12 protein-coding genes are annotated in these 13249 nt (G+C 39.8%); 6 read left to right on the top strand and 6 right to left on the bottom strand.

The window, feature by feature from the left end; translation table 11 throughout:
• Positions 1 to 58 precede the first annotated feature (58 nt).
• From katG to NE363_RS16200, 3 genes are all read right to left on the bottom strand, one after another.
• Entirely contained in the window at positions 59 to 2215 is a 2157-nt protein-coding gene (katG, locus tag NE363_RS16210) for a catalase/peroxidase HPI (RefSeq protein ID WP_191000767.1), read from the bottom strand.
• Positions 2216 to 2731: 516 nt separating this feature from the next.
• A complete protein-coding gene (gene ptsP / locus NE363_RS16205) occupies positions 2732 to 5026 on the bottom strand; it encodes a phosphoenolpyruvate--protein phosphotransferase (protein WP_077162801.1) in 2295 nt (764 codons plus the stop codon).
• Between the two features lie 84 nt (positions 5027 to 5110).
• Positions 5111 to 5596 carry an RNA pyrophosphohydrolase gene (locus tag NE363_RS16200; protein WP_019458019.1) on the bottom strand — a complete coding sequence of 162 codons (486 nt, stop codon included), beginning with the start codon at positions 5594 to 5596 and terminating at the stop codon, positions 5111 to 5113.
• 183 nt (positions 5597 to 5779) lie between these two features.
• Here NE363_RS16200 and NE363_RS16195 point away from each other — a divergent pair, with 183 nt between their 5' ends.
• Together NE363_RS16195 and NE363_RS16190 are read left to right on the top strand one after the other, a co-directional pair.
• Positions 5780 to 6430, top strand: coding sequence for an HAD family hydrolase (locus NE363_RS16195; protein ID WP_032048122.1), 651 nt, complete (start codon positions 5780 to 5782; stop codon positions 6428 to 6430).
• A gap of 151 nt (positions 6431 to 6581) precedes the next feature.
• Positions 6582 to 8021, top strand: coding sequence for a DUF2252 domain-containing protein (locus tag NE363_RS16190; RefSeq protein ID WP_445535460.1), 1440 nt, complete (start codon positions 6582 to 6584; stop codon positions 8019 to 8021).
• 4 nt (positions 8022 to 8025) lie between these two features.
• Here the strand turns inward: NE363_RS16190 and NE363_RS16185 are convergent, their stop codons facing one another.
• On the bottom strand, positions 8026 to 8622 hold the full coding sequence (locus NE363_RS16185; RefSeq protein ID WP_445535459.1) for a hypothetical protein: 597 nt from the start codon (positions 8620 to 8622) through the stop codon (positions 8026 to 8028).
• A gap of 95 nt (positions 8623 to 8717) precedes the next feature.
• Between NE363_RS16185 and NE363_RS16180 the strand changes: the two genes are divergently transcribed.
• Entirely contained in the window at positions 8718 to 8954 is a 237-nt protein-coding gene (locus NE363_RS16180; protein ID WP_151749194.1) for a hypothetical protein, read from the top strand.
• Between the two features lie 5 nt (positions 8955 to 8959).
• On the opposite strand, the gene NE363_RS16175 is transcribed toward NE363_RS16180, so the two are convergent.
• Positions 8960 to 9820, bottom strand: coding sequence for a LysR family transcriptional regulator (locus tag NE363_RS16175; RefSeq protein WP_191015875.1), 861 nt, complete (start codon positions 9818 to 9820; stop codon positions 8960 to 8962).
• 117 nt (positions 9821 to 9937) lie between these two features.
• A complete protein-coding gene (locus tag NE363_RS16170; protein ID WP_347913940.1) occupies positions 9938 to 10192 on the bottom strand; it encodes a DUF2061 domain-containing protein in 255 nt (84 codons plus the stop codon).
• Between the two features lie 238 nt (positions 10193 to 10430).
• Here NE363_RS16170 and leuC point away from each other — a divergent pair, with 238 nt between their 5' ends.
• From leuC to NE363_RS16155, 3 genes are all read left to right on the top strand, one after another.
• The gene (leuC, locus tag NE363_RS16165; protein ID WP_445535458.1) at positions 10431 to 11849 is read left to right on the top strand and encodes a 3-isopropylmalate dehydratase large subunit; all 1419 of its coding nucleotides are present in this window, start codon (positions 10431 to 10433) and stop codon (positions 11847 to 11849) included.
• 18 nt (positions 11850 to 11867) lie between these two features.
• A complete protein-coding gene (leuD, locus tag NE363_RS16160; protein ID WP_445535457.1) occupies positions 11868 to 12515 on the top strand; it encodes a 3-isopropylmalate dehydratase small subunit in 648 nt (215 codons plus the stop codon).
• A gap of 112 nt (positions 12516 to 12627) precedes the next feature.
• A complete protein-coding gene (locus NE363_RS16155; RefSeq protein WP_004698919.1) occupies positions 12628 to 13218 on the top strand; it encodes a hypothetical protein in 591 nt (196 codons plus the stop codon).
• Positions 13219 to 13249: the final 31 nt, after the last annotated feature.

Raw genomic sequence — 13249 nt, 5'->3', positions numbered from 1 at the left:
ATTCTTCCATATAAAAAGCCAGTTCAATGTGAACTGGCTTTTTTGATTTTGACTTAAATTAAGCTAAGTCAAAACGGTCAAGATTCATGACTTTTGTCCATGCGGCAACAAAGTCTTGAACAAATTTTTCTTTACCATCGGCTTGAGCATAAACTTCTGACAAGGCACGTAAAATTGAGTTTGAACCAAAAACTAAGTCATTACGTGTCGCAGTAAATTTGACTGTACCTGTCTTACGGTCTTTGCCTTCAAATACTTCACTTGTTGAATCAACAGGTGCCCATACATTCGACATGTCGAGTAAGTTTATAAAGAAATCTGTGTTGAGTACACCCACTTGCTGAGTGAATACACCATGTTGTGAACCATCCCAATTGGTGCCCAATACACGTAAACCACCAATTAATGCAGTTAACTCTGGTGCAGTCAAAGTCAGTTGCTGAGCTTTATCAATCAATAAGATTTCAGCTGGTGTGTTGATACCTTCTTTCTTCCAGTTTCTAAAGCCATCAGCAGCGCCGAGTAGCAATTGGAAAGTTTCGATATCTGTTTGACTTTGTAATGCATCAACACGACCAGGAGCAAATGGAACGCTAATGTTAAAGCCTGCCGCTTGAGCAGCTTGCTCTACACCCACGTTACCTGCAAGCACAATTAAGTCAGCCAATGACAATTGGGTCGATGCTTTGAGCTCTTCAATTTTAGTTAAAGTCTCAACAGCTTTTTTATTGACTTCCCAACCACGTTGAGGCGCTAAAGCAATGCGTGCACCGTTTGCACCACCGCGTTTGTCTCCACCACGGAATGTTGATGCTGATGCCCAACCAAGAGAAACTAACTCACCAGCAGATAATCCTAACGCAGCAATTTTTGCTTTTGCATCAGCAATGCTTGCAGCAGATGGTATAGCGCTAGCAGCAGGTAATGGGTCTTGCCAAATTAAATCTTCAGCAGGTACTTCAGGGCCTAAATAACGTGCTTTTGGCCCCATATCACGGTGAGTTAACTTGAACCATGCACGAGCAAATGCATTTGCGAATGCTTGAGGGTCGTCATGGAAGCGACGAGAGATCTTTTCAAACTCAGGGTCAAAACGTAAAGTCAAATCTGTAGTCAGCATAGTTGGCTTACGTTTAACTGACGGATCGAATGGATCAGGAATAATCGCTTCAGCATCTGCTGCTACCCATTGAATTGCACCAGCAGGTGAGCGTTCTTGTACCCATTCATATTTGAATAGGTTTTCAAAGAAGTAATTGCTCCATTGTGTTGGAGTCTGTGACCAAATCACTTCTAAACCTGAAGTTATCGCATCTTTACCAACACCTGTACCAAAGCTATTTGACCAGCCAAAGCCCATTTGTTCAATTGGAGCACCTTCAGGATCAGCCTGAACATGGTCAGCAGGGGCTGCACCATGCGTTTTACCTAAGGTGTGCCCGCCTGCAATCAAAGCAACAATTTCTTCATCATCCATTGCCATGTTGCCGAAAGTCGCACGAATAAATGGAGCAGCCGACCTTGGGTCACCACTAGCTTCTGGACCTTCAGGGTTCACATAAATTAGACCCATTTCGGTTGCAGCAAGATTACTACCTGCCAAAGCTTCAGAGTTACGGTGAGCTAACCATTCTTTTTCATCGCCCCAGTTTACATCGTTATCTGGTTCCCAAACATCTTCACGACCTGCACCAAAACCAAAGGTACGGAAGCCAGAAGATTCAAGTGCAATGTTCCCAGCAAGAATAAATAAATCTGCCCACGATATTTTTTGACCATATTTCTGCTTAACTGGCCATAATAAACGACGTGCTTTATCTAAGCTCGCATTGTCAGGCCAACTATTTAATGGCGCAAAACGTTGTTGACCACGACCTGCACCACCACGGCCATCACCCATGCGATAGGTACCAGCAGCATGCCATGCTAAACGAATAAATAAGCCTGTGTAATTTCCCCAATCGGCTGGCCACCAGTCTTGGGAGTCGGTTAATACATTTTTGATATCAGCTTTAAGGGCGTAGTAGTCAATTTTTTTAAATTCTTCGCGGTAATTAAAATCTTTACCAAGTGGATTAGAGCGTTCTGAATGTTGGTTAAGCAAGTCAACACGTAATTGATTTGGCCACCAGTGTAAATTAGTCGTGCCACCACCGAGGGCTACTTGTGGTTTTGAGTTATGACCTGAAAAGGGACATTTTGATTCGTTTGACATGATTATATTCTCTCTGGGTAATATTTATTTGAGCTTTAAATGGAACCGAATGCTCATTTTCCTGGACTTCTGGGTTAAAAAACGATGTGTATCAAATAAAGAAATGAGAGAACAAGTGGTGAAGTAAACCGTTTAAATTTTTTTCACTGTTATGTTAGCTCATCATTTTTATTCAATACTACATAAGTTTCCTTTGTTTATTATTCCTTCAATTTACTGCATGAAGACTAAAAAACAAGAGGGAAAATGGTTCGACTTTTGCAAATAATGATGCATAGCATGAGCTCCTTAATCATTGAAACATCGCAATATCTTTAAACTTCGTTCTTTAAATATACTAAAATCTGAATATTTATTTTTCAAATGGATTAAATTGGCTATATTAATAGGTAAAACCGATTTCAACGGTGAAGTAAAATTGTTGAGTACGGTAAATGTGAATCTGAAAATAAAAGAGAAAACCTAAAAAATAGTTCAATAAAAAAGGAGAGTTAAAACTCTCCTTTTTTTCCGTATTTATACGGTGACAAGACGGTTAGATTTAACCATATCGGCTAAACCATGCGTTTTAAAGTAGTACTCAAGCCAGCTTTTTACAATAAGTGGGTTATTCATTTTCATCACATCATCAAGTAACTTTTGGGCATCTGTCATGGGTACATGACAAATTGCTTTACGGACACGCAAGATGTTACTTGAACTCATAGAAAGGGTATTAAAGCCCATTGCCATCAGTAAGATTGCTGATAACGGGTCACCCGCCATCTCACCGCAAATACTTACTGGTTTTTGGTACTTGTGACATTCCTTCACCAGTCGGCTCAAGGCACGCAAAATAGAGGGATGGAAGTGTGAATATACGCTGGCCACATGCGGATTATTACGGTCTACTGCAAGCAAGTATTGAGTTAAGTCATTTGAACCAACCGAGAAGAAATCGACAAGTTCAGCAAACTCATCAATTTGTAGCAGTACGCTTGGTACCTCTACCATAATCCCGATTTTTGGTTTGGTAATCTTAACCTGTTCTTCTTCTTGCACAGCGATCCAATCGCGTTCAAGTAAATAAAGTACTTCTTCGACTTCACTGACTGTCGTTACCATTGGCAAGAGAATATGCAAATTATTTAAGCCAATACTTGCTTTAAGCATTGCACGAATTTGCGCCGAGAAAATCTCTGGATGGTCGAGTGTAAAACGGATACCACGCCATCCTAATGCCGAGTTTTCTTCTTCGATACTGAAGTATGGTAAGTCTTTATCGGCACCAATATCGAGGGTTCGCATCACCACAGGCTTATTGGCAAAGTGACTCAACTGTTGACGATAGATAGCACGTTGTTCTTCTTCACCTGGGAAGCGTTCCCGCAACATAAATGGAATTTCACTTCGGTATAGACCTACACCTTGCGCACCACGTTGTACGCCGCGAACGACATCAATCATGAGACCTGTATTTACATAAAGTTGAACAGATACACCATCTGGAGTAATCGCTTCTTTGGTCTCGTATTGCTTGAGATCTTTTGCGATTTGCTCATCTTCTTTTTGAATTTCTTTATAACGTTGACGTAAACGACGTGGCGGGTTTACAAAAACTCGGCCCTGATAAGCATCCACAATCATTTCTGCATCATCAAGCGTGTTAACAGGTAGTTCAGTGACCCCAACCACTGTTGGAATACCCAATGCGCGTGCCACAATTACCATATGCGAGTTAGCAGCACCTTCTGAGGTTACAATAGCAGCGATATTATCGACCGGTAATTCCACGAGCGCAGCAGTACTAATTTCTTCACCAATTAAAATACTGTCTGGGCTGAGTTCACGGTGGCTAGAATCTTCTTCTTGTAAACACGCTAAAATACGTCGGCCTAAATCTTTAAGGTCGGAAACGCGTTCGCGAAGATAATCATCTTCCATTTGTGCAAATAGGGCAGTGTGTTTTTCAATGACACGACGTACAGCACCCTGTGCCCAATGACCATCACGAATCAGATCTTTAATTTCTGCGGGTAATGCATTTTCATCTAGCATTCTTAAGAAAACGCTAAATAAAGCGCGTTCTTCTGCCATGAGTGAATCATGCATTTTTTCGTCTAAAGAACGGATCTCTGAACGAACTGATGAAATCGCTTGATCTAGAAGACGAAGTTCGTGACTAATATCTTCTGCTTCACGGTCAGGTACTGCACCTAAGTCTGCAGGTGGATACAAAATAATGGCACGACCTAAAGCAACACCACCTGCACCTGACGCACCTTGGAAGGTTTTATAGGCAGGCCCATTACTTGGTTTACGAAATACATCGATGTTGCCAACCGCGTGAGCATGCGCAATCACCCCAGAAAGCTGAGCACAGAGCGTAACTAAAAAGGATTCGGCTGCTTCGCTAAAGTCTTGAGGAAGTCTATTTTGGACAACTAAAACGCCCATAACCTTACGACGGTACATGACAGGTACGCCGAGGAATGAGTTATAAATTTCTTCGCCCGTTTCAGGTAAATACAAGAAGCGCTCATGTTTTGGGGCATTGTCAAGGTTAACAATTTCTTCACGTTGCCCAACCAAACCGACCAAGCCTTCACCTATCTGCAATGAGACATGACCAACAGATTCTGGATTTAAGCCTTTTGAGGCCATCAAGACATATCGTTGGTTGCGTTCATCGAGTAAATAAATAGAGCAAACATCCACTTTCATGGCCTCAGCAACCTGATTGACCATAATGTCTAACGATTCATGCAAACTCACGGACGCATTAATCTCTTGGACAATGCGTCTTAGAGTGTCGAGTTGCATGTTTGACATGGATGTATACTCCAGTATTTTTTAGACTATGAATGTATTTATAACAGCACTTTTAATAAAAATCATTTGCTAGATAAATGATTTTTAGGGTAATTGTTGCAACGGCAACTGTGTACACAACTCCACCATGGCTTTGCGGTAAACATCACGCTTGAAGTTCACCACTTGACCAAGAGGATACCAATAGCTAACCCACTGCCATTCGTCAAATTCGGGCGGGTCAGAGAGGTTTAACTGAATGTTTTTTGCAGGTGCAGTTAACTTCAGTAAAAACCATTTTTGTTTCTGTCCGATACATACAGGGTCAGAGTCTGACCGAATGTACCGATGTGGCAAACGATAACGCAGCCATCCTTTGGTTTGCGCAATAATCTGGACATGTTCGGGCAATAAGCCGATTTCTTCTCTCAGTTCTCGAAAAAGTGCCTGTTCAGGGGTTTCTCCAAACTGGATGCCTCCTTGTGGAAATTGCCAAGCATTGTGACCAATGCGCTTTGCCCATAAAACTTGTCCATCATCGTTTGCCAAAATGATCCCGACATTGGGTCGGAAACCTTCTGAGTCGATCATTTGGCTACCTAAATATTTATCTATATCGTTGACTTTAATCGCGGGGACAAACACTTTTTTATGTCCAGCTCGAAAAGATCAAAGTAAAATGTTTAAATTGCTACGATCTTAACGAATTTCTATCGACTAGCGGAGATAGATTTACATTTTTTTTCTTAAATTTCAGTTTAAACGAGAATTTTCATGAAACTGGCGTTGTTTGATTTAGACCATACCTTGTTAAATACCGATTCAGACCACTCGTGGGGTGAATTTTTAGTCAATGAAGGTTTGGTTGATCCGGTTCATCATCGTCAGATGAATGATAAATTTTATGAAGATTACAAAGCAGGGCAACTTGACCCATATGCTTATAATGAATTCGTTTTTGGTTTCTTAACAAAACATGACAATAGCTACTTAACAGAGCTTCACCAATTGTTCATGCAAAAAGTGATTCGTCCACAAATGCGTCCTAAAGGCTTCGATGCGATTAAGAAACATCAAGACTTAGGTCATACCATTGTGGGTATTACTGCAACGAGTGATTTTATTACCGCGCCAATTTTCCGTGAATTTGGTATTACTGAAATTTTAGCGACCAATGCTGAAGTGGCTGACGGAAAATATACCGGTAAAGTTGCGGGCTTGGCATGTTATCAAAAAGGTAAACTAGCACGTCTTGACGACTGGTTAGCTGGGCGTAGCGTCTCTGAGTCTTGGGCATATTCAGATTCAATCAATGACCGTTTTTTACTTGAATATGCAACGCATGCGATTGCCGTAAATCCGGATGATCGCCTAGAAAAGTTAGCTCAAGAGCACAACTGGGAAATTCAGGACTGGTCGATTTAAGATGATCGAGTTGGAAGAGCTATGCGGTATTTAAGGTCTTCCAACTCTTCATTTGTTATATTTAAATGATTTTTTATATTTCTTGAAAATCCTAATCCAAAAATAAATATTGATAAGTTCAACAAAAATAAATTTTAAAAATGAGGTAATAATGTCAAAAGCACCACAGATTAAATTACCAAAACAACTTTGGAATGATCAAAGTGTTGATTTAACACGCCATCGCTATCAGGGAAAATTACTGAGTAAAAGTGAAGGCTTTAAATTAGGTAAGGCTCAACGTAAAAAAGTACCGCGTGAACAGTTGTCAAAACTTTCTGAACGACCAAAAGATACAACTGCTTTAACGATCTATGATTGGAGTAACCAAGGAAGGTTAGAGAAACTCAAACCGATTCGTGCAAAACGGATGAGTGTTTCACCGTTTACATTTTATCGTGGCATGCCTTCTTTGATGTTATTTGACCAAGCATGGGAGCAAATAAATACAGGTTTATTTCAGCAAATTTGTGGTGATTGTCATTTAAGTAATTTTGGTGGTTTTGCAAGTCCAGAACGTAACCTGTTATTTGGAATTAATGATTTCGATGAAACTTTAGTTGCTCCGTTTGAATGGGACGTAAAGCGTTTAGCAACCAGTTTTGTGATTGCAGCTCGTGATATTAATCTTGCAGATAAGGTGGGTTTAAGGGCAATTAAAATAATGCTGAATAGTTACCGTCAGCACTTATTAGAAAGTGCAAAACTTTCACCACTACAAGTTTGGTATGAAAAAATTGATGCCATTACCTTATTAGAAAATACTGAATGTCGAAAACTCAGAAAGAAAAGCGAAAAGGATATTAATTCAGCGCAGAAAAAAACGGTGTATTCTGTTTTGCCAAAGCTTACACAGCAAGACCAAGAGACAGGTTTACGTCATTTTGTAGATGATGCACCGTTATTATGGCACCCAAGTGCAGATGAACCATTTAGTAAAGATGTTGATGTATTCTTTCAACAATACCGTGATTCTTTGAAATATGATCGCCAAGTCCTTTTTGATCGTTATCAATGTACAGATGTGGCTTTTAAAGTGGTTGGTATTGGAAGTGTTGGTACCAGATCTGCGATTGCATTATTTCAAGATGCAGATCGGGAGCCGTTGATTTTACAAATGAAAGAAGCGAATCCATCAATTCTTAGTCCGTTATTTGTAGAAAAAGTAAATCACGAAGGTGAACGTGTAATACATGGCCAGCAACTGATGCAGGCCGCAAGTGATATATTTCTTGGATTTTCCTCAATATCAACTCAACATTTTCATGTACGTCAGTTACGTGATATGAAAATCTCTTTTAATCTTAATGACATGGATGAGGAGTATTTCTATAAGTATGCTGAAGATTGTGGCTTAGCTTTAGCGCATGCCCATGCAAAATCTGGAAATGCAGATGTACTTATGGGATATCTTGGAGAGGGCGATACGATTATAGACGTATTGCAAACCTATGCAGAGGAATATGCAGAGCGTAATTTAAACGACTATCAGCAATTTATGAATGAAATTGCTGATAGTCGGATTCAGCTCGCTGGAGATGATGCGCTTTAATAAATTACTTAACTTTGCCAGTGGTATACCAAATATTTGGATTAGGGTTTTGTTGATGCCAAAGCTTAAATTGAGCCCGCCATTGCTGAAAGGGCTCTGATAAAGTAGGGCGTGGATCATCACTTAAACTATAAGCCATGCCTTCTACCAGCCATTTAGGTTTAGTCAGCATTGCAATATTTCCCCATTCTTCGGCTTGTCGATGATGAATAAGTTCATGGGTGATGTAGAAATCTTTCCAGCCGCGCGGTGCAACTAATAATCCCAAATTACCAACTGCTTTCGCGGCTGCTTTTCCCATACCAAAGGTATTTGCGCACTCTAGAGTTGAGCAAAAAACCATAGTGGGCTGTTGATGAAAAGCACCTACTTTATCTTGGGTTTCTTGTAATGAACGATTATAAAGTGTCTTTGCAAGAGGTTCTGTCTTTGCATCATCTACACAGACATGATCTTCACAATGTAATAGTGAAAGATGATGTGCGAAAACAACACGTATCGGCTTAAACCAGATCAATGTTGCAAGAATTAAGAGAGCTAAAGCTACGAATCCGTATAAACCAATTTTAATTATCTTTGAATATTGATTATTCACGATCATGAATCTTAAGTGAAAAGTGTAATGATAGTAGAGTAAAGGGTATATATTTACAGTATCATTTCCGATCAATATATGACTTTATTAATTAAAATAGCATGGCTAAAAACAGACGTACTAAAAATGAAAGCAGTAATAATTTCTTTGAAGAGTTTATCGCCCAGCTGATTGCCACTATTTTTGGTGAATTATTTATTTATATCATTGCCTTACTGTTTATGAGTGCAATTGGTGGAATTATTTTTGCTGCTATATTTTTCAGTTGGGGAGTTCTGTTTTTACTACTGCCTTTCGCAGTTTTGATTTATATCCTTTTTAAAAAATATAGTCATTAATACAGTTATTCCTGCATCATTTTAATCAACTCTTGCATAGCTCTAGATTGAGTACGTGCAGGGTGCCATACCATACCTAATTGGCGATTCATCTCGACATCTAAATCAAGCTGCTGCATATCCTGATTCAGTAGAGTTTTTGGTAAAACTGACCAACCTAAACCAATCGACACCAACATACGAATAGACTCTAGTGGATTATTACTCATGGTGATTTTGGGTTTAAGCCCTTGTTTTTCGAACTCAGCCAAAGTGATTTGAGCCGTATAAGTCTGTGCAGCTGGTAATAAGCTTGGGTATTCGATTAAGTCTTGTAAGGTCAAATTCTTTTGCTGTGCCAATGGATGAAATGGGGCAGCTACAAAAACTAAAGGGTCATTCCAGATGGTAATGTAGTTAAGACGCTCATCTCCTGAAGGAGGAAGCGTTAAAAATGCAAGTTCTAAATCACCAGCAAGGACCTGTTCGTGTGCTTGTTCAGAGTCAACAAAATGCACGTCAAGCGTGACTTGAGGAAACTGCTGAACAAAATGCTTAAGTGGTGCAGGTAAATGATGTAAACCAATATGGTGACTCGTACCGACTTTTAAACGGCCTTGTATTTGCGTTTGTTCATGACTCAGTGTGTGGTGAATATCTTTAAGTTCATTTAACCAGTTTTTGACTTTTGGTAATAACGAATGTGCAGCATGAGTAGCTTGAACCCCACGTCCTGCCGACTCAAATAGCTTTACGCCGAAGTATTCTTCGAGACTATGAATACGTTTGGTTACAGCTGGCTGGGTAATAAAGAGTTGATCTGCAGCCACAGAGATAGACCCTGTTTCCATAACTTTTACAAAAGCTTCAAAGGCTGCAAGATTCATAATACAACTCTACTTGGAATAGAAAAATCGAGAGAGGCTAAAGTCGCCAAGCCAAAATCGTATCATGCTTGCAGCTAAACGTTCTATAAACTTGTGATTTCGCGTATTAATCTTAACCTAAGCAGTTGTCTCTTTTTCGTCTAAAGCTGATATACGGCGGTCTTTTGCTGCCCATACTTTTTCATGAAAGAAAAATGCAAATGCTTGTACGGTTGGTTCTAACATACTTAAGGTTAAAGCCATCCAAATGTTACCTGTTACAAAGTACGCGACTAGCATTGCTACCGTAATATGCATAATGTAGTAACTTAAGGTTTTCTTTAATGTACGTTGGTTTTTTAAAACGAATTTTTGAATATTAGCCATCATCATTCTCTCTACCTATATTTGATATTTTTAGTATAGAGATGAGAGTATAAGATTAAAAATGGATTATGCAAATGATAATCATTAGCAAAATCGATTTAAATATTTTTGAGCAATATAAATAAACACGGGAATGATTCCTAAAAGTTTTCTAATTTATAAAAATGATAAATTAGATTTATGTAAAACTCTGGCTATAATCGAAGAAAGATTAGAATTACCCAGTCCAATGGAGCAAGACGACATGGCAGGCAAAACTTTATATGACAAATTGTGGGATGACCACGTAGTTACAGAGCGTGATGATGGTTCGTGCTTACTTTATATCGACCGTCATTTATTGCATGAAGTAACAAGTCCACAAGCATTTGAAGGTTTGCAACTTGCGGGTCGTCAACCGTGGCGTTTAAGCGCAAACGTGGCTACACCAGACCACAACGTTCCAACATCTAAAAAAGAACGTGATCAGGGCATTGCAGGTATTGAAGATGATACATCTCGTATTCAGGTTCAAACCTTAGATGATAACTGTAAGGCTTTTAATATTGTTGAATTTGGCATTAATGATATTCGTCAAGGTATTGTGCATGTTGTTGGTCCTGAACAGGGCTTAACTTTACCGGGCATGACGGTGGTATGTGGTGACTCGCATACAGCGACTCACGGTGCCTTTGGTTGTTTGGCACATGGTATTGGGACATCTGAAGTTGAACACGTTTTAGCGACACAATGTTTGATTCAGAAAAAATCAAAAAATATGTTGGTTCGTGTTGATGGCGTTTTAGGTAAGGGTGTAACACCAAAAGATGTCGTGTTGGCGATTATCGGTAAAATCGGTACTGCAGGCGGCACGGGTTACGCAATTGAGTTCGGTGGTCAAGTTTTCCGTGATATGTCGATTGAAGGACGTATGACGGTATGTAACATGGCGATTGAAGCTGGTGCACGTGTTGGTATGGTTGCAGTTGATGATAAGACTATTGAATACGTAAAAGACCGTAGCTACGCACCAAAAGGTGAGCAGTGGGAACAAGCGGTTGCTTACTGGAACACTTTGCATTCAGACAATGATGCTGTTTTTGATGCAGTTGTTGAATTAAATGGTGCAGAGATTGAACCACAAGTGTCTTGGGGTACTTCACCTGAGATGGTGATTCCAGTGTCGAAAGCTGTACCAACCTTAGAACAAGCCAAAGATGACGTACAACGTAGTGACTGGACGCGTGCGTATCAATATATGGGTTTAAGTGCAGGTCAAGCATTGGGTGATATTCAACTTGATCGTGTGTTTATTGGTTCTTGCACTAACTCACGTATTGAAGATATTCGTGCTGCTGCTGAAGTGGTTAAAGGCCGTAAAGTGGCTTCTAGCATTAAGCAAGCGATGATTGTTCCGGGTTCTGGTTTAGTTAAACAACAGGCAGAAAAAGAAGGTTTGGATAAAATTTTCTTGGAAGCTGGCTTTGAATGGCGTGAACCGGGTTGTTCAATGTGTTTAGCAATGAACGCAGACAAGTTACAACCGGGTGAACACTGTGCGTCGACATCAAATCGTAACTTTGAAGGTCGTCAAGGTAATGGTGGTCGTACTCATTTGGTGAGTCCGGCAATGGCAGCGGCTGCTGCGATCGCGGGTCATTTTGTTGACGTTCGTTCATTTTAATTCGGTCTGGAGCAAACCATGAAAGCTTATACAGTTGAACAAGGTATCGTTGTACCATTAGATCGTGCCAATGTCGATACAGATTTGATTATTCCAAAACAGTTTTTAAAATCGATTAAACGTACTGGTTTTGGCGACAACTTATTCGATGAACTTCGCTATTTAGATGAAGGCTACCCGGGTCAAGATAACTCAGTACGCCCAAAGAACCCTGACTTTGTTTTGAATCAGTCACGTTATCAAGGGGCAACTGTTTTAATTGCTCGTACTAACTTTGGTTGTGGTTCAAGTCGTGAGCATGCACCTTGGGCATTAAACGAATATGGTTTCCGTACTGTTATTGCACCAAGTTTTGCGGATATTTTCTTTAATAACTGTTTTAAAAACGGCATGTTGCCAGTCATTTTGCCTGAGAACATTGTTGATCAGTTATTTAAAGAATGTGCTGCGAATGAAGGTTATCAATTAACTATTGATTTAGCTGTGCAAGAAGTTCGCACACCAAATGGCGAAGCATTTAAATTCGAGGTAGATCCATTTCGTAAGCATTGCTTGTTAAATGGCTTGGATGATATTGGCTTAACTCTTCAAAATGCAGATGCAATTCGCACTTATGAAGAAAAAACTAAACAGGTTCGTCCTTGGGTATTCCAAGAGATAAATTAACCTTTTGGTACATTTTAAACATAGTCATGGCGTCGTGTTCAAACTCTTGCTAACATGCTAAAGCATAAAAACACCTTAAAATTATGCACTAGATGAGGATTGGGCTTGAACAATGAAGAGGAACGTTACTCATAGCTTTTTGTTGGGCCTGTGCGCAATAACACTTAGTGCTTGTCAGAGCACTTACAATGTGGTCGATACTGTTCGTATTAAGCAGGCCAAACACGAAAATTTGGGGCAGAATGCAGCAATATATTGTTCGGGTGCAAAAAGTTGCGAATTCGAACGACTAAATGATATTACTGTCGTTGATGCACAGACACGCAGAATTAGTAATCAAGCAATTCATCAAGGAATTGTGAGATTAAATGGTTCGCTGTTGAGTCAAAGCAATAGTTTGTATCTGTCTGTACCTGCTAAGCAATATGAAGTGGTCATTCGTTTTTATCCGATTTCTCCAGATCGGGCAGAAACGATCCATGTTATTCACCAATTTAAAGCTAATCATCGCTATATGTTTAAAATGTACCGAGACAAATCTAACCGTTCGGGCAGTTTGCTCAATGTTTCTGTACCAGATCCATTATGTGTTGACTTAGAGCAGGATGGGCGTGTCATTCGCCGTTTTTGTCGACCATTTGATGTAACCACAGGACTCGGTGAATTTCTCGAACAGAAAAAACTAACACCACGACAGTCATAACGCTGTCTTGTCTTTGAAAATGGAAAACTTC

It is taken from the genome of Acinetobacter sp. G18 (assembly GCF_052660225.1).
Note: the sequence above shows the minus strand (reverse complement) of the source record. Positions and strands in the feature narration are given on the sequence as shown.